The following is an 18,200-nucleotide window of genomic DNA, read 5'->3' as shown; positions in this document are numbered from 1 at the left end:
TACTGATGCTATCCACCTATCATTACGGTAAATGCTCCCAGAATAATAGTTCCTCCGTGAGCGGTTTTATCTCCCATTCTTGCGGCGGGCATACCGCCAATCATTACTGTTGATGATCCTTGTATAATCGAATCTGGTGGTCCAACACAAACAAGCATATCACCAACTCTAGCTGCAGGTAATCCTGCTATTAAAACGGTTGGCATTCCTGGGCCTACGACTGGTCCGCCTACATGAGGGATTGGCGGAAGACCTGGAGTTATCATTGGACATTCGTGAAAATCTGTAAGTCTTGCTGCTGGTGGCATATCTTTTATTTTTAAAAATTAATTAATCATTACCATGGCTCCTTTAAGCGTTAACTGCATACCGCCTTGTACCTGAGCCATTTGTGCGCCTTGAGCAGAGTACTGCATATCGGCATTTTCTTTAATGTTTAGTCCTTTTGTAGCAACATCACCGCCGCTGGACTGAATAGTAATTCCTTGTGTTCCTTTAATATTTACATTTTGCTGTGCCGAAATATTGATGTTTTTCTGACTGGAAATATCTATTCCGCTCTCCGACATTACAATACTGTTACTGTTTTGATCTTGAATGGTGATTTTTTTGTCTTTATCGCTTATAATAATGGTGTTTTTACTTGGAGTAGCTACTGTCCAAACTTTGTTTTCATCATCAAATTCAACTGAAATTCCAGATTTTGATACAATGGCTTTGGTGGAGTTTTTGTTATTCGGTGTTAATCCTGTAAAAGGTTTTATGCCGCTGCTGCTGTACATACTTCCTAAAATTACCGGATAACGAGGGTCTTCGTTAAGAAATCCAAGAATAACTTCGTCTCCCACTTCTGGAAGGAAAAAAGCGCCGGCACCGTTGGTTGAATAAAAGTTAGAAAGTCTTGCCCAGATTCCTTGTCCGTTAGGATCAAACAACGGAATATTAACTAGAATTCTAAATTGACTGTCTGGATCTTCAGACATTTGTTTTACCGTACCGTTAAATAACCCTCTTACTCCGGGAATAAGTCCTGAAGCGGGAGGTGCCATAACATCTGGTTCTTCGGTAAACCAAAGCGGGGAAAGTCCTAATTGAACTTCTGTAACCCAATTTCCTTGAGATAGATCGTGAACAACGCCACCAATAAGGTAATCACCATTGAAACGGCTTCCAAGACCTGCAAAAGTCATGTACTTTCCGGGATCAACTAAACTGGTTCCTATAAATTTGGCTTCGCCTGTTATTTTAGAATATTCGCTTTTAATAATCTGCGCTTTTGACCAATTGGTTAAATCAGCAGTTTCTAAAGGTGCAGTGGTTTGGAGTTGGAAGGTCGAAAGTCCTACAACACCAGATAATTTTTTGGTACTCAAATTTCCTGCTCCGCTTACATTAGCTGAGGCTTGACCATTTACAACAGCCTGAGTTTTAAAATCCCAGCTGTTGGCAGTTGCACTTCCTAATTGTGTAACGGCATTTAACTTGGCATTGAATTCATATAAATTATCTCCATAAGTCACTGTCACCACTGAGGTAGTCGTATTATCTGGAGCTTGAACGGAAACGGTTCCGTTTATAGTAGTTACGATTAATCCATTGGCTTCAGCAAGCGATAAAATATAATCCCAGTCCGTTACATAATATTGTACTTGTTCCGGCCATTGTGTTGAGGTAGACGCAACGCTTGGTGTTAATCCTGAATAAGTTCCTATAATTGAGCTTATAATATCACTGTCTTTTTGTTTGGAATAGGTAAGACTTTTTCGTCCTACAATCATTTTTACGGCTTCATCACGGCATTCTACTTCCAGAGCAGATCCTATTAGAGAGTCAACACGAACTGTTTGGCTCATGATGATTCCTTTAAAAATGACCGTATTTGTATTGTCATAACCGGCTTCAATACTGATAGTGCCGCCTGGAACAAAAGTGTCTGAGGAACTTGCTGTAAAATCCTGAACAGTAGGATCACCGTCTAGAATTGTAATTTTGGCACTTGAAATTCGGTTTACTCTTTTTTCAACGTGAATAGCATACACGCTTAATTCGTCTGGTACAGTTGCACCATTTACTTTAACTGTGAATGTAGCGATTCCACCACTTGATATGTTGTTAGAAGTACTCATGATTTGGAGGGTATTAAAGGTGGAAATATTAATTTGTCGATACCACTTAGGTTTCTGAATTTGTTTAGTTTGTTATACGCTGCAACTTGTACGTAATAGGAATCATCATTCCATGTTTTTAAGCAAAGCTGAGGCAGAGACATTCCTTCGGTTACCGTTACGATATGCGTAAGGTCTGGTGACTCGGGAGCGTCTGTTCGGGTTACAGTTTCCGGAGAAACGTATTGGCTGAAAGACAGTGAGATTTTGGCTCTCAGCGGACTTCCGTCTGGTTTAAATAAAGTGTAAGAGATATCAATTGAATTGAGAACTCCGCTGAAGGTAATGTCTTGTCCCCATTGTATTTTTACAAAGTTCGGACGGTGAATTTTACCATTATACGTGTAAATAATGGTTTCCAGCGCTGTAATTTCCTGAGACATGCTGATGCGTTTTGGATCCACAATTCCGGTACAGTCAATTACAATTTCAAAATTCAGTTTATCGCTTGGGGTGCTTTTATACTTCTGCGAAGTCGAACTTGTGGCCGGAGCCTGTTGTTCGTTGTATTCGATGGCTTTTTCCAGTTTAATGTTTTCTGGATTTATCATAACGGTATACGGATTCCCTGAGAGTTTGTTTTGAAACTCTTCATCGGTATAACCAGTCATTTTTAATAATTCCAGACTTGCCATGGGCTTGTTTTTTAACGTTTGTAACTGTTCTCCTGATTTTTCTCAGAGATTAATCTTTTGCATTCTTCCAAAACTTGTTTTCTAAGCAAGGAAAGTTCTTTTTCTTTTGCAGCCGAATTGCTTTTGTTGTGCGAACTCACAATTTCAGTTTTGATAACCAGCTCTCTTATTTCGATGGGCATGATGATTAATTAAAAAGTTTGTCAAAATTGGTATTCGATGAAATATTGAAATAGGTATAAGCAAGCTCGATAGATTCGATTGCGATACCACTTTCCTGAGAGTTTAAATCAGAAATGGAATATTTTACCGGATACGCATTGTTAAAAGTCCACTGCATACAAACAATACCGCTGGCATTCAGCAGACTTAGTATTACATTGTGCGGCTGGATAGGAATTGCCAATCCTTGATCGATACAATTGGCACACCAGCTTACTAATGAAGATCCTACGGGTACAATGGCTCTTTTTAAAACTAAGTTTGGACTGTTAGAAACTGTTGGGAGGCGGTATTTAAACCTATTTTCGCCTCCGCAAACAATTTCTTCTATACTTAGTTCTTTAGAAATTCCTGACACCTCTTTGAAAGCCGCATCCACACCCGAAAAAGAGAGTGTAAAATAAAAGCTTACAGGATAATCATTATTTTCCGCCATTTTTAATAATTAATTGTTCATGAGCAATTTCAATAGTGTCTACTGCAACTTCATTTCCGTCTGATTTTAAATCAGTACTGGTAATTTTGGTTGGCCAGGCATTATTTAGTGTCCATTGCATGGTTACACCGCCTTTTTCGTCCAAAAGTTTGATGATTACCGTTCTTCTTTTAATGGTATTCATTACCACCTGCTGGTGCCAGTCCCAAAAAGTATTATCGTTTACAAAAATGCCTCGCTTCATGGTTACGTTGCCGTATTTTGTAATTCCCGGCATTTTTTCTACAGAAAAAAGCGGGCTGTTGCTTTTGCGATATTCTATAATTTGGTTTTCGACATCCATTCCTGTAACTTCTTGAAAAGCTACTTTTGTCAATTCAGTTCCCAGGTCTACTTCAAACCTGAACTTTGGCATGGGCCATGTTGCGCCTTGTACGCTTCCGTCATCTGTTGCCATATTCTTGTATTTTTATTTAAAAGAAATTCTTTAAGAGATTAATGATTTGATTAACTAGAAGTTGCCATCTGTTGTTGAAAGGTCAACACGATAAACTCTGCTGGATGTACTACCGCTACTTTTACAGTAACATTCATAAAACCATTCAAAATATCATCTGCTGTCATAGTCGAACCTAATCCGCAGGCTACTGAAAAAGCATCAGAAGCACTTGCTCCTTGCAAACCGCCTTGTTTCCAGATAGAAGTAAGGAAACTGCTGATCATTGCAATTACAGCTTCCCACGTATTTTTGTCGTTTGGCTGGAAAACATACGCCTGAGTAGCCAGTTTACAAGATTGTTCAAGGAAAATCATGGTTCTTCTAACTGGAATATACCTCCAATCCTGACTGTTTCCATCTAATGTTCTTGATCCCCAGATTAAAATACCAAGTCCGTTAAACTTGCGGATCGCGTTAATGGATTTACCCGAAACGGCATCAACGTTTAAATTGGCCTGCTGGCTTTCAGAAATGTAAATAGGAAGCGAAGCTGTACCTACAATAGAAGTATTCGCAGGAGCCTGCCATGGACCAACCGCATTATCTGTAGTGGTAATAACACCCGCCATTGCACCACTTGGAGGCAGTATATTAGCAGTGTTTAATACATGTTTGATAATCTGTCCGTACGTTTGGCTGGCGATAAGGAGAGCGTTATTATTCTGCGTTACGGTTAAACCGCTGCTTGGATTTTGGATATTAGCAATAATCGTAGCAATACTTTGATTTGGTGCGCTTGGCGGATTCAAAAGTGTTTCCAGCTGCTTAACATCACCACCAAATAAATTGGTATAATCAATATCAGTATTCTGCATAATGGTTGTTCCGATAAACGGATAATACGCCATACCATAGTTTAACCCAACAGAACCTGTATTCATTCTGAAATTCGTAATATCTTCAGTATACAAAATAGGATCTGGAGCATCACCACCAATAATGTCAAAAACACTCATAGCAGTCTGCATTTGTGTACATTGTAAAAGCATTTGCTGCATTAAAGTCCCGTTATTTTCAAGACTTAACAAAGTAGCTTCAGGGCAGATGTACATGGTTGGTTCTGGCTCATTCAATAATAAAGAAAGACCGTTTGTAAGATCGTTTAACTGCACATTTGGATTTACAATAGGAGTGCCCGGCGTTCCAGGTTTTCCAGAAGGTGCTCCATACGATCCAACCGATACGATATAAGCATCGCCACCGCCATTTTCGTAAAAAAGCCTCACACTATTGTACAAATAATAAATCGTGTTCGGATCTGGCACTAATGAATAGTACGATCCGTTAATTAACATGTAATCACCTTTCGCCGGCTGGCTTTTCTGCTGTACTAAATAATATTCAGGACTGTATTGTTTAGACGGACTTGCAGGAAGCGGAGGATCCGGTAAACAAAAAAAGGCTTGAAAATCAGAGAACGAAGTGATTCTAACCGGTACATTAACGTACGATTTTCCCTCGTAAGAGGCCTGTGGTGTATACCCTATAAATGCCGGAACTGCTGTTGCAACTGCTACAACCGAATTTGGAAAAGCATTTAATTCTTGAATATAAACACCAGGAGTTTGAATGGTAGATAAATTCATTGATTTTTAATTTTTAGTGTTCATTTTAAATTTTGTTATAGATAAATATACATGGGTGATGTAACTTGGTTTTGTTCTTTATTGCTGATGATATTTATTCGGGAAACATCGGGTATGGGGAGTCCTTTTATGATCACTTTTCCTTTTGAGTTTCCTTGATCGGTTCCTGATGATTCACTTTTATTGATGAGATCAAACTTGTACTTGGGTTTTTCGCTCAGCGGAATATTAGTAGTATCCGAAGTAAAAAGCAGTGCCTTTTCGCCCGTTTGAAGCGTGACTTGTTCCGGGCCTTTAAATTGTATTGAACCTTTCTGCGTTACCACAGGATTGTTTAACGGCAGCGAATTTTTATTGATAAAATAATACTGCCATTGTGTGGCTCTGGCTTCAAAACTTATTTTATATAAAATAGGATTATTTGATACGTTTTTGAGATCTTCAAAATAGATTTTTAAATTTCCGAAGTAGCGAGCAATTGGAGCTGTTTCTAAACTTTGGTTTAATACCAGAGTAGAAGTGTTTTCTTCATTTTGTGTTTTTTGGCTGCTGTAATTTACCAGTCCAAGAAAGTTAACCGGCAGATCTGTAAAAAGAAGAAAGCTTGGATTACTGCATTTAATATTAAATTCGAAAAAATCTTGTGAAGCAGTTTTAGAAATATAATCTAAAGTGTCTGACAATGTTGAGGTTGGGTTGGCAAATAAATCGAATCCGTTGGAAACAGTATTGATCATAAAACCGAATTTCTTCAATATCTTATCGGTTTTGTCTGTTGGAATAAAATGCAGGCAATTGCATTTTGTATTATCATAAAAGGTATGATAGACAGAAGTATTAAGAAGCTTTATGTAATGACTCTGTTTCATGGCGCTGCCGTATTATTGATTTGCGATACACCCGGAATAATTTCAGTAGTTTCATGACCCTGAACTTTAATCAGTTTTATTTTGTAAATAATCGAAGGCTGATATTTCGCTCCCATGGCAGTCCATAAACTGTGCATTTGGTGATAGGATATTTTCTCATATTCAAATTCAAGTCGGTTTAAACCCGATGGTATTGAAGAAGAGGAAGTGGCATCTATATAATTATTGACCTGAAAGAAGTTAATAACAACGTCAAGCGTTTTTAAAGATTCGCTGTAGTCGTCAAAATTGCAGCTGATGAGAAGATCTAAATTGTATCTTTCCGTTTCATTGAAACTCGAATAACTTCCATCATTCAGTTGTTTATTTCGAATGTAAAAAGGCTGATTGGTTTCTTTCTCAATATTAATTAGCGATAAAACGACTTTATTTTTATTGTTTTTCGGGAATATACCACTGGTATCGACAAGATAATTTAAGACGGTTAAATCGTCGTCGACAGCAAGACGGTTTTTTAAAAACTGTCCCAGCAATTTACTCGTAAACCATAAAGAATCATTTATCATTTTTTTGTCATTTTTATATGTTGGGGCGCATATCCCTGACTACATGGTAAAATTACTTTACATTTCATTTTAAGTAAGAAATACCGTATGCACTTTTCGTATACATTTTCTACATTTTGAAATTTCCCGTAGACAAATTGTAGACAAATCTGGTGTTTTACGTAAAAGAGTGCGTTTTCTACGTAAATGAGTTATAAAGTTTGAGAATTGTTGTGTATTTTATATGGTTGATGGTTGGTTTTTGGTTTTTGGTTTTTGGTTGATGGTTGATAGTTGATGGTTTGTGGTTAATAGTTGGTGCTTGATGGGTGGTGGTGGTTGGTTTTTGGTTGATAGTTTTTGGTTGTTAGTTGTTGGTGTTGATTGTTGAAAGGTTGAATTATTTTGAAGAGGAAAGTAATCCAGAAAAATAAAGATTAAATACTGAGAACAGGAATTATAGAGTTCAAGAAAAAGAAGCGTAAAACCAAAACAAAAAAACAGCCAAGAAACAACAAGTAACAAACAGCAACCAACAACCAACAACCAAAAACCAAAAACCAAAAACCAACAACCAAAAAACCTAAGAAACTGTTCTTAAGTAGGAAATAATGTCTTGGTCTTTGTTTAGGGTGAGTTTCTTTTTCAGGCGGTATTTGTGGGTGCGTACGCTGTCCTGATTGATGCCCAGAAGATTGGTAATGTCATTATTGCTCATGTTCATCTTGATATAACAGCAATATTTTAAATCTTTCGAACTTAAGGAAGGATGTTTTCGGGCAAGCGTTAGAAGAAAATTAGGATTGGACTGTTCAAAATAGATTTTGAAATCGTCCCAGAGTTTATTGTCGTTTGCAACTGCTTTTATCGAATTTACGATCGACATCAATTCCTGACGAATAGAATCATTTACATTAGGAAAAAGATACGAAATACGTTCTTTTACTTTTTTCAGAACCTCGACTTTCTGATCGAGTTCCATTACATAATGACTTAATTCTTTGGTATAGCTGACATCGTTTCTCTGATAAGCTGCTTCTGCAAAAGAAAGGGTTTTAGTTTTGGAAGTTGTTTTTTTTAGAAGAAATATCGATCTGATTCTGTATATCAAAAAATCAGCATTATTAAGGTGGTTAAAAGAATAGGTAAAAACAATGCAGTTTTTTGACCAGCAGGATGATTCGCATTCATTACTCTGCGTTAAGCATAAAATTGGAATATCAAGATGTTCCGAATTGAAACTGCTGTCCTGAATAATCGCTTGGTTTTTTTTGAAACATAAAATAATCAAATCCGGTTGTAAAGAATCGATTGTACTGTTTAAATCGGAAGCTCTGGTTACTGATATAGTTGAAAAAGCAAAATCAGACATTGAAGCAAGAATGTTCAGCACTCTGGTCAATACCAAAGTATCATCACATCCAATCAATATTGATCTTTTTTCCAGCATTTCAGGTTCGGTTGATTAGTTTGGGGTTTTTGAAAACGAAGCCTAAATTACCGAAATGATGCGTTTAAGAAGAAAAATATGTCATAAGATGCCTTTTTTTTGTCATGAAATTTTCTGAGGGTTATTTAAGACGATTTTCGGTTGATTATTTTCAATCTGGAACTAAAATTTACTTCTGAAATAATGGTTCCTGCAAAAATTAAACTTCCGCCCAAAAGCAGGCGCCAGGAAAGGTTTTCACCTAAAATAAAGAAAGCTCCAATGGCACCAAATACTGGTTCAAACAAATAAATAACCGCCACACGTTCTGCAGACAAATAACGCTGCGAAATGTTTGAAACGGTGTACATATATGCAGTAGAAAACAAGGCACAGTAAATCACGCCCATCCAAAATGTATTGTTTTCAGGTAACCAATTGGATTTAGAATCTGTAAGCGCGAGGCAAAAAGTAAACAGGGCACAAAATGCGAACATGGGAACAATTGAATACAAAAGATTCTTTGCAGCCGAATGTTTTTCCACAGCAATTAAGTAAACCGCAAAAGCAAATGCTCCGGCAATTGTAAATAAATCACCTAAGTTTATGGTAAATTTATCTTGAATAGCAATAATAAACAAACCTGTTAAAGCGGTTAAAGCGGCAATCCAGATTTTTAAAGACGTATTGGTTCTGTAAACCGCCAGTTTTAATAACGGAATAATAATTACAGTTAATCCCGCAATAAAAGAACATTGAGAAGCATCAGTATATTTAAGCCCAACCGTTTGCAGCTGAATACCTAAAAACATAGGAAAAGCTAGAATAGCTCCGGTTTTTACAGCTTCTATAGTCGTGTTTTTAACGTATTTCCAAAAAATAATGCTTAATACAATTACGGCCAGCAAAAAACGATAAAATAAAAAAGTGTTTGGCGAATAATCTCCAATAGCCATTTTGGTAATCGAATATGAAATTCCCCAAAATGCTGTGCCTATAATCAGCAGAATCAATAAAAGCTGTCTTCTTTCCATTTTAAATCAATACTTTTTTCATCATTAAATCTGTTTGTTCGTCATCTCCCAATTTAAAAATATGAGTATCAAATTGTACAAAACCATTTTTAGTATAGAAACTTACTGCTCTGAAATTCTTTTCCCAAACCCCAAGCCACATATACGACGCTTTTAATTCTTCAGCGGTATGTTCTGCCTGCGCGTATAATGCTTGTGCGACTTTTTTTCCGTGAAATTCTTTTGCCACATAAATGCGTTCGATTTCCAACGCATCAGCTGATTCTTTTTCGGTCTGTGCATCGCCAGTATTCAGTTTTAAATAACCAACTACTTTTTCATCTAATACAGCTAAATAAAAATAGGAGGAAGGATTGTTAAGTTCAGCTGTTAGTTTTTCACGAGCGAAGCTTTTATCCAAATATTTATTCATGTTTTCTTCACTGTTTGCATCAGCAAAAGTTTCAGAAAAAGTTTGTCTGCCAATGGCTTGTAATTGTATTACATCATTTGTACTGGCTTTGGTTATTTTTAGTGTATTCATTTTATTTTTTTTAATGCGTTAAAAGCTGTTTTTTGTTTTTAATAAATGCGTAAATTGCATCAATGGATTTACAGCAGATTAAATATTTTTTGGCTCTTGCCAGCGAACTTCATTTCTGGAATACTGCCGGAAAAATGAATATTACACAATCAGCACTCAGCCGTCAGATTCAGTCTCTTGAAAACCAGCTTGGGGTGCAGTTGTTTGAGCGTAACAAACGCAATGTAAAACTTACTGCTGCAGGCCAGTTTTTAAAAGAAAAATGGGAGGTCGAAATGAGTAAACTCGAATTTATTCATCAATCGGCCCGCCAGATTCAGCTAGGAGAGAGCGGTACGATTACTATTTCTCATCCTGATTCTATTTCGGCTTCGATTATGCCGGATATTTTATCGCGTATTTCAGCGGCTTTTCCTAAACTTAAAATCAAATTGGTTCAGGTTCTTTACGAAAACCAACAGGATTTTCTGCGTAATTATAAAATCGACCTTGCCATTACCAGAGATATTAATAATGCGAAAGACATTCGTTCAGAAAAAATCCACACCGATCATTTAGCCATTGTGGTTCCAGAGAATCATCCATATCAAACTCCCGCTGATCTTACGAAAGAAACACTTGCTTCTCAAAAGTTTATTCTGCCTACTAATGATGAAGGAAGCAGTTACAGCGATCTGATTCAGCGTTTATTCAATTCTTTCGAAAATGCTCCCGAAGCATATCTTCATTCTGAATTTGGATCAGCAATTATTGCTTTGGTTCGAAAAGGACTCGGAATTGCCATTTTGCCGGATTCGTATCTTTTTCACGGAATCTCCGGTATCCGATTTATCAAACTGCCTTTAGAAACCGATTTGTATATCAACTGGAGAACCGAAGACCATAATCCTGTTTTAGGCAATGTTCTAAAATTGATTATTCCGTAACTTAAGACCGTAACATTTCGATATGCGGAATTCCATCTTCATCGTAAACTTCGCCTTGTTCAACAAATCCTAGCGATTGATAGAATTTGGATAAATGATATTGCGCACTAATTCGGATATCTGCTTTTCCAAATTTTTCTTCACAGCCCGCGATGGAAGCTTCCATCAGTTTTACTCCTAAACCTAATCCGCGGTGTGAAGGTGCAATTACAACACGTCCGATTGAAATTTCAGGATACGAAATTCCAGCTGGAACCAAACGTGTTACGCCAGCGAGTTCATTATCAGTATAATATAATAAATGATAACTTTTCTGGTCTTTATTGTCTAAATCCAAATAGACACAAGTTTGTTCGACTACAAAAACTTCGCTCCTCATTCGAAGCATATTGTACATTTCGTGATTGGTTAATTCTTCAAATGATCTGATGATATGGCTGAATGTCATTTTAATCTTAGCTTTATTTTTTGACAAAGATAAAACAGAGAGTAATGTGGTAAAATGCTATTTTTTTATCATGTGATGCTGAAATTGCATTAATTAGTTTTAAAAAATCTCAAATTTTAGATTCCAAATTCCAAACCCACAATACAAACCAAAGTTGAAACTTTGGGCTATTTTTAATACTTTCCGAGAAATCTTATTTGTAGTAAACTTTGACAAAGTTCTGCCGTAGAAATTACATAACGTATCTATGTGTTAGAAAACTAGTTTCTTTCCATTTTCTTTTTTGCGGAAGAAAATTCTATGTTTCTATGTGTTTAAAACAAAAAAACTTTGCCAAAGTTCTGCTGTAGAAATTAAATAAACGTATCTATGTGTTAGAAACTAGTTTCTTTCCATTTTCTTTTTTGCGGGAGAAAATTCTATGTTTCTATGTGTTTAAAAACAAAAAAACCTTGCCAAAGTTCGAAACTTTGACAAAGTTGAATATAAAGTAAAATATATTTTTAGTGCGAAACCGCTTTTAAACCAACGATAGAACCAACCAAAGTCGCTAAGAAAAACAATCTCCAGAAAGCTGCAGGTTCTTTAAAAACAAAAATGCCGACTAAAACAGTTCCAACAGCTCCAATTCCAGTCCAGACAGCGTATGCAGTTCCAAGAGGAAGAGTTTCGGTTGCTTTCATTAATAAAAGCATACTTACGGTTAGAGAAATCAAGAAACCAATATACCAATAGTACATTTCGGTTCCGGTTGTGGTTTTTGCTTTTCCAAGACACGAGGCGAAAGCTACTTCAAATAAGCCTGCAATGATTAAAATAATCCAGTTCATAGAGTTAAATTTTGTCGTGCAAAGTTCCTTTATAGAATTGAGAAAAAATTTAACAAATGATAAAAAATGAAGTTATTTTAGGGTTTGACTAAATAGCGTAAAATTTAATTTTAACACATAGAGACATAGATTTTTTTACTGCCGTTAGGATTACAAAAAAAGCAAGCTTTAACACATAGCTATGTGTCTTGAAATTAGTGAAATGCCTCTTTAAAGTTTACTAGAGCTATGTTTCTATGTGTTAAAAATAATTCAATCGATGGTGTTATTTCAATTCTGCTCGAATTCTGCTTAAGCTGACTTGCGTAATTCCTAAATAAGAAGCGATATGTCCGAGTTGCACTCTTTGAATCAGTTCGGGATGGTTTTGCATCAATTCTAGATACCGTTCTGATGCATTTTTGAATTGTTTTGAAATCAAACGTTCTTCGGTTTTGATGAGCTCTTTTTCGGCAAATTTTCTTCCCCAATTCGCGATATGAACATCTTCGCTGAACAGTTTTTTTAGGTTATTGGTTTTGAGTTCATAAAGTTCACAATCTTCCAGAAGTTCAATGTTTTCATATCCAGGCTGTTCTTCAACATAACTTTTCATCGAAATTACGGTTTCACCTTCTTTTCCAAACCAAAAAGTAACTTCATTATCTCTTTGAATATACGCCCTTACCAATCCTTTTTTTATAAAATAAATATTCGATTCTACTTTATTGGCTTTGAGTAATATATGTCCTTTCGGAAAAGAGATTTCTGAAATATTATTCTGAAGTGCCAGTTTAGATTTTTCTGGCAGTTCGTGTATTTGATCAAGAATAATGGAAATTTCCATTGATGGGACTTTAGGAATTTAGAATAAAGGTAATCTTTTGGGATACTTATTTTCAACACATAGAAACATAGTTTTTAACATTTAAAAAAAGGCATTTCACTAATTAAAATGCAAATAGCCATCTATATATGTAAACTTGTCTCTTTTTGCTCGCTTTTTTGAGATAAAATATCTTTGTTTTTATGTGATAAAGGTAAAAAGTAAACTGTAAAAATATAGTTTATCTTAATAAAAAATCCCATTTCAAATTTGAAATGGGATTTACAACTGCAGAATTTGACGTACTAATTCAAAGGATTTGCAGCATTATTGACCAATATTAACTAATTATATTCCTCCTCCTAAAGCTTTATACAATAAGACTTGAGAATTTGCATTCCTAAGCTGAATATCAACAAAATCAAGTTCTGCCTGCAGTTTGTTTTTTTGCGCATTGATTATTTCAAGATAATTGGCATAACCGCTCAAATACAAGTCATTTGAAACATTTACTGCAATTTCGAGATGATCAATTTCTTTTAATTTGTATTTCAAAACATCTTCAAAAGCTTCGTTTCGATGCAGTAATGCACTTAATTCATTAAAAGCTGTGGTGATCGTATTTTGATATTGTAGAAATGAAATTTCTTGTTTTCTGTTCGAAACATAAAATTCCTGTTTGATTTGTCCTTTATTGAAAACAGGAGCCGTTAATCCGCCTAATATCTGCCAAGCGAAAGAACCAGTGTCAAAAAAAGTATTGAAAGAAAACGAATTAAATCCTGCATATCCGCCCAAGTTTAAAGTTGGGAAGAAGGCAGCGCGAGCCGCTTTTGCATCAGCGTTGCTGGCTAATAATTCGAAATATGCTTCAGACACGTCTGGTCTTTTATGAATGATAGAATCCACACTGATTTTCTGGTTTAAAACTTCCAAATGTCCAGATAGAAAATCACTGCTTCTGTCGATTTTTCCACCCAATTCTCCCAAAAGCGTTAGTAACGCTTTTTCAGTCTGATCGATGCTTAAATGCAATTCGGCAGCTTCGGCATGAATGTTATTGTTTTGTGCATTAAATTGTTGTACAGCGAGTTCTGTCGCTTTCCCAACAGATCTTTGTGCTGAAACAATATCAAGCGCTTTTTCCTGCGTTTTTAAGTTGTTATCGTAAATCGCTGCTTGTTTGTCTAATGCGATAAGTTTGAAATACAAATCAGCAACATCACTTAAAAGTCGGGTTTGTAACAATCGCATTCCGGCTTGTGAAGCAAAGTATCTCTGCTGTGCTGCTTTTTTACGATTGCTCAATTTTCCCCAGATATCGGCTTCCCAAGAAACTTTTCCGCCTAAAAATAAGTTAGGTGTAACATCTTCGTTGATTCTTTGTTTTTCGTTGATGTTCTGTGAAAAGTTGGTGTCAAAATTACCAACACCATCCATCGTATATTTTCCGTAATGCGTTCCAGAAATATCAAGTGCAAGATCTAAAGAGGGAAGAAGCGCCAGTTTCGCCACTTTTAAATGTGAATTGGCAATTAAAATTCTTTCCTGCATTATTAAATAATCAGGATTTTTGGCAACGGCTTTTTTTAATAACGCCTCTAATTTTGGGTCTTTAAAAAAGGTTTCTGTTTTCAGCGGAATAAAAGGCTGTAAACTATCTGCGGAATTTTTTCTCTGTGCGTCAAAATTTTCCGGGAGTTTTACAGAATCTAATTTCTCTGTGATTTTTGGTGCCGAACAAGCTGTTAAAAGTAAAATGCCAGTAATTATAATGGCACTTTGAGTTGTCCTTATTAGATCAGTATTTTTATATTGATTTATTATGTATTTCATTGTTTTAATTTATTTTATTCTCCCGTTGTCTACAATTTTATTTTAACACATAGAAGCATAGATTTTTTCTTTTTGTAGAAGGAAATGGAAAGAAACTAGTTTCTAACACATAGTTAGGTGAACATAAGCTAAAGTTTCAACTTTGTTTTTTTGTAATTACCACTCAGCTATGTTTGTTTAAGCTAAGTGAAACGCCTTTTCACGCCTACAAAATCCTATGTTTCTATGTGTTTTAAAAAAAAATTAAACATTAAGATTTACTCATTCGTTTTTCCAATTTTGCAAACAGTATGTAAAGTCCTGGAATAATCACAAGACCAAACACAGTTCCAATCAGCATTCCTCCGGCGGCGGCAGTTCCAATTGAACGGTTACCAACAGCACCTGCACCTGTAGCAATACACAGAGGAATTAATCCTGAAATAAAAGCAAAAGAAGTCATCAAAATAGGTCGGAAACGAAGTCGGGCTCCTTCAATAGCAGCTTCGACAATATCACGTCCGATTTTGTTCTGCGCCATAGCAAATTCTACAATCAGAATGGCATTTTTGGCGAGAAGACCAATCAGCATGACGAGTGCTACTTGAGCATAAATATTATTGTCTAATCCGACTAAAAGAAGGGCAAAATAAGACCCAAAAACTCCAACAGGAAGACTTAATAATACTGGAAATGGAAGCAATAAACTTTCGTATTGTGCCGCTAATAATAAGTATACGAAAAGTATACAAAGTGCAAAAATATATATCGTTTGGTTACCCGAAAGAATCTCTTCACGTGTCATGCCTGACCATTCAAGTTCAAAACGACTTGGCAATTTTTCGGCAGCGATTCTTTCAACGGCAGCAATGGCTTCTCCTGAACTGTAACCTTCAGCAGGTTCACCATTGATCATAGCCGACATATACATGTTGTAACGTGTTAAAACCTCTGGGCCGTACACTCTTTCTAATTTGATAAATGTTGAAAACGGAACCATTTCGCCCGCTTCATTCTTCAAATACATATCTAAAATGCTTTCTGGATTTTGACGAAACTGCGGACTCGCCTGAACCATAACTTTATACATCTGCGAGAAACGGATAAAATTAGTCGCATAAAAAGATCCTAACATCGTTTGTAAAGTACTCATCGCATTCTCAACCGAAATTCCTTTTTTGGCAGCCAAATCATAATCAATATGAATTAAATACTGCGGAAAAGTAGCATCAAAACTTGAAAATGAATTTTGAATTTCTGGTGAAGCATTTAATTCTGCGATGAATTCTTTGGTTACTTTATCGGTATTTGTAATACTTCCTCCAGATTTGTCCAATAAACGAAGTTCGAAACCACTCGTGTTACCAAAACCGGGAACAGTTGGCGGCGCAAAAATCTCGATCTGGGCATCGGCAATACCTTTTGTTTTTTCGGAAAGCTGTGCGATAAAGTCATTTACAGAAATATCACGTTCGCTCCAGTCTTTCAAGTTAATCATTCCCATTCCGTAAGAAGCTCCGGCGATTTCGGTTACAATACTATATCCGGCAAGAGTGGTAACGTTGTCAACTCCTTTAATACTTTTTGACAATCGGGTGACTTCGTCGAGAACTTTTTCAGTTCGTTCTACAGTTGCTCCTTGCGGTGTTGTCACACTCACATACACCATTCCCTGATCTTCAGACGGGATAAATCCTGATGGTAAAAACTTGCTTGTTCCCCAAGTAAACAGACAGAAAAGAACCAATAAACCAATTGTAACAGTAGTTCTGTTGGCAAATTTCACTAATACTTTGATGTATTTTGAAGTTACATTATCAAACCAATTGTTAAATCCATGGAAGAAACGGTCTAATAGTGATTTTTTTTCTTTGTTTGGATCGTGAGCTTTCAGCATAATAGCACAAAGGGCAGGAGTTAGGGTAAGGGCGTTAATACCCGAAATCACAATACTAATGGCCATCGTCAGAGAGAACTGCCTGTAGAAAACTCCAACCGGCCCGCTCAAGAAAGCCACCGGAATAAATACAGCAGCCATTACAATGGTAATTGCAATAACGGCTCCAGTAATTTCTTTCATCGCACTAATAGTCGCTTCTAACGGTGCCATATGTTCTTCGGATATTTTTACGTGAACGGCTTCGACGACGACAATGGCGTTATCGACTACAATTCCAATTGAAAGGACTAAGGCAAAAAGGGTCAATAAGTTAATCGAGAATCCCATCATCGACATAAAGGTAAACGAACCAATAAGTGCCACTGGAACTGCCAAAACTGGAATCAACGTAGATCGCCAATCTTGAAGGAAAATGAAAACCACAAACGCTACTAAAATAAAGGCTTCGATTAAGGTTCTGATTACTTCATGAATAGAAGCATCAAGAAAACGAGAAACGTCATACGCAATATTAAAATCCATTCCCGGTGGAAAGGACGTTTCTTTTAATTCTGCCATTTTTTCTTTTACACTGGCAATAACTTCAGAAGCGTTTGAACCCGGACGTTGTTTCAACATAATTGATGCCGAAGGTTTTCCATCGGTTTTAGAAACCATTCCGTAACTCATCGCTCCAAATTCGATATTGGAAATGTCTTTTAATCGTAAGATCGTTCCGTCTGGATTGGCTCTTAAAGCGATTTCTTCGTATTGTTTGGGTTCAAAGAATTTTCCGCCGTATTTAATTACGTATTGCAACTGATTGTTCATTTGTCCTGAACCTTCACCCACTTTACCCGGAGCAGCAGAAATGTTTTGTTTTTGAAGCGAACTAATTACTTCATTTGCCGAAATATTATACGAAAGCATCTTCTGCGGATCCAGCCAGACACGCATTGAGTATTCTTTCTGTCCCATGATTTCGGCACGTCCAACACCATCAATACGTTTTAATTCCTGAAGAATATTAATATCCGTAAAGTTGAAGATAAACTGTTCGTCCTGAGTTTTGTCGGTACTCGTAATGTTCAAGTACATCAACATACTGTTTACCTCTTTTTCGGTTGTAACTCCGGCACGAATTACTTCTTCGGGAAGTTCGTCTAGAATTGTTGTAACTCTGTTTTGTACGTTTACGGCAGCCAGATCGGGATCGGTCCCGACTTCAAAGAAAACCTGAATTAAAGTCAGACCATCGTTTGAGGTTACGGTTGACATATATGTCATTCCGGGAACTCCGTTGATCGCTCTTTCTAACGGAAGTGCCACGGCATTAGCAGAAACCTCTGCGTTGGCACCTGTATATTTTGCTGTAACGGTTACAGACGGTGGTACAATATCTGGAAATTGGGTAATGGGAAGCTGGAACAACGCCAGTAATCCCAAAAGAACTATCATTACCGAGATGATTAATGACAATATTTTTCTTTTGATAAATAACTCTATCATTCTATTTTTTTTAGATAAATAATTAAATAACTGATTACAAGGCTA

At 36.4% G+C, this 18,200-nt stretch carries 18 protein-coding genes; 1 reads left to right on the top strand and 17 read right to left on the bottom strand.

The window, feature by feature from the left end; genetic code table 11:
* Positions 1-8: 8 nt before the first annotated feature.
* The 12 genes from J0383_RS00690 to J0383_RS00635 all read right to left on the bottom strand — a co-directional run bounded on the left by J0383_RS00690 (position 9) and on the right by J0383_RS00635 (position 9,943).
* Complete coding sequence (locus J0383_RS00690) at positions 9-308, bottom strand: PAAR domain-containing protein (RefSeq protein WP_207296539.1); 300 nt, start codon at positions 306-308, stop codon at positions 9-11.
* Between the two features lie 18 nt (positions 309-326).
* Positions 327-2,126 carry a type VI secretion system tip protein VgrG gene (gene vgrG, locus J0383_RS00685; RefSeq protein WP_207296538.1) on the bottom strand — a complete coding sequence of 600 codons (1,800 nt, stop codon included), beginning with the start codon at positions 2,124-2,126 and terminating at the stop codon, positions 327-329.
* A complete protein-coding gene (locus J0383_RS00680) occupies positions 2,123-2,800 on the bottom strand; it encodes a CIS tube protein (RefSeq protein ID WP_207296537.1) in 678 nt (225 codons plus the stop codon). Before J0383_RS00680 ends, vgrG begins: the two co-directional genes overlap by 4 nt.
* A gap of 11 nt (positions 2,801-2,811) precedes the next feature.
* The gene (locus J0383_RS00675; protein ID WP_207296536.1) at positions 2,812-2,982 is read right to left on the bottom strand and encodes a DUF5908 family protein; all 171 of its coding nucleotides are present in this window, start codon (positions 2,980-2,982) and stop codon (positions 2,812-2,814) included.
* A gap of 5 nt (positions 2,983-2,987) precedes the next feature.
* Entirely contained in the window at positions 2,988-3,458 is a 471-nt protein-coding gene (locus tag J0383_RS00670) for a phage tail protein (protein WP_207296535.1), read from the bottom strand.
* Positions 3,445-3,915, bottom strand: coding sequence for a phage tail protein (locus tag J0383_RS00665; RefSeq protein WP_163411038.1), 471 nt, complete (start codon positions 3,913-3,915; stop codon positions 3,445-3,447). The genes J0383_RS00670 and J0383_RS00665 overlap by 14 nt, the downstream gene beginning before the upstream one ends.
* A 50-nt stretch (positions 3,916-3,965) precedes the next feature.
* Positions 3,966-5,543 (bottom strand): phage tail sheath family protein, encoded by a 1,578-nt coding sequence (locus tag J0383_RS00660; RefSeq protein WP_207296534.1) that lies wholly within the window; start codon positions 5,541-5,543, stop codon positions 3,966-3,968.
* A gap of 35 nt (positions 5,544-5,578) precedes the next feature.
* Entirely contained in the window at positions 5,579-6,412 is an 834-nt protein-coding gene (locus J0383_RS00655) for a hypothetical protein (RefSeq protein WP_207296533.1), read from the bottom strand.
* Positions 6,409-6,978 carry a Pvc16 family protein gene (locus J0383_RS00650; RefSeq protein ID WP_207296532.1) on the bottom strand — a complete coding sequence of 190 codons (570 nt, stop codon included), beginning with the start codon at positions 6,976-6,978 and terminating at the stop codon, positions 6,409-6,411. Before J0383_RS00650 ends, J0383_RS00655 begins: the two co-directional genes overlap by 4 nt.
* 562 nt (positions 6,979-7,540) lie before the next feature.
* Positions 7,541-8,407 carry a helix-turn-helix transcriptional regulator gene (locus J0383_RS00645; protein ID WP_207296531.1) on the bottom strand — a complete coding sequence of 289 codons (867 nt, stop codon included), beginning with the start codon at positions 8,405-8,407 and terminating at the stop codon, positions 7,541-7,543.
* A 125-nt stretch (positions 8,408-8,532) separates the two neighbouring features.
* Complete coding sequence (locus tag J0383_RS00640; protein WP_207296530.1) at positions 8,533-9,420, bottom strand: DMT family transporter; 888 nt, start codon at positions 9,418-9,420, stop codon at positions 8,533-8,535.
* Between the two features lies 1 nt (position 9,421).
* Positions 9,422-9,943, bottom strand: coding sequence for a GNAT family N-acetyltransferase (locus tag J0383_RS00635; protein ID WP_207296529.1), 522 nt, complete (start codon positions 9,941-9,943; stop codon positions 9,422-9,424).
* A 62-nt stretch (positions 9,944-10,005) separates the two neighbouring features.
* Between J0383_RS00635 and J0383_RS00630 the strand changes: the two genes are divergently transcribed.
* Complete coding sequence (locus J0383_RS00630) at positions 10,006-10,869, top strand: LysR family transcriptional regulator (protein WP_207296528.1); 864 nt, start codon at positions 10,006-10,008, stop codon at positions 10,867-10,869.
* 1 nt (position 10,870) lies between these two features.
* Here the strand turns inward: J0383_RS00630 and J0383_RS00625 are convergent, their stop codons facing one another.
* From J0383_RS00625 to J0383_RS00605, 5 genes are all read right to left on the bottom strand, one after another.
* Positions 10,871-11,317 (bottom strand): GNAT family N-acetyltransferase, encoded by a 447-nt coding sequence (locus J0383_RS00625; protein WP_207296527.1) that lies wholly within the window; start codon positions 11,315-11,317, stop codon positions 10,871-10,873.
* 503 nt (positions 11,318-11,820) lie between these two features.
* Positions 11,821-12,147, bottom strand: a complete 327-nt coding sequence (locus J0383_RS00620) for a DMT family transporter (protein ID WP_207296526.1) — start codon at positions 12,145-12,147, stop codon at positions 11,821-11,823.
* 265 nt (positions 12,148-12,412) lie between these two features.
* Entirely contained in the window at positions 12,413-12,973 is a 561-nt protein-coding gene (locus tag J0383_RS00615) for a Crp/Fnr family transcriptional regulator (protein ID WP_207296525.1), read from the bottom strand.
* Positions 12,974-13,300: 327 nt separating this feature from the next.
* Entirely contained in the window at positions 13,301-14,788 is a 1,488-nt protein-coding gene (locus tag J0383_RS00610) for a TolC family protein (protein WP_207296524.1), read from the bottom strand.
* A 250-nt stretch (positions 14,789-15,038) separates the two neighbouring features.
* Positions 15,039-18,155 (bottom strand): efflux RND transporter permease subunit, encoded by a 3,117-nt coding sequence (locus J0383_RS00605; protein ID WP_207296523.1) that lies wholly within the window; start codon positions 18,153-18,155, stop codon positions 15,039-15,041.
* Positions 18,156-18,200: the final 45 nt, after the last annotated feature.

Source organism: Flavobacterium endoglycinae, assembly GCF_017352115.1.
GTDB lineage: Bacteria > Bacteroidota > Bacteroidia > Flavobacteriales > Flavobacteriaceae > Flavobacterium > Flavobacterium endoglycinae.
This window is presented reverse-complemented; position numbering and strand designations above follow the sequence as displayed.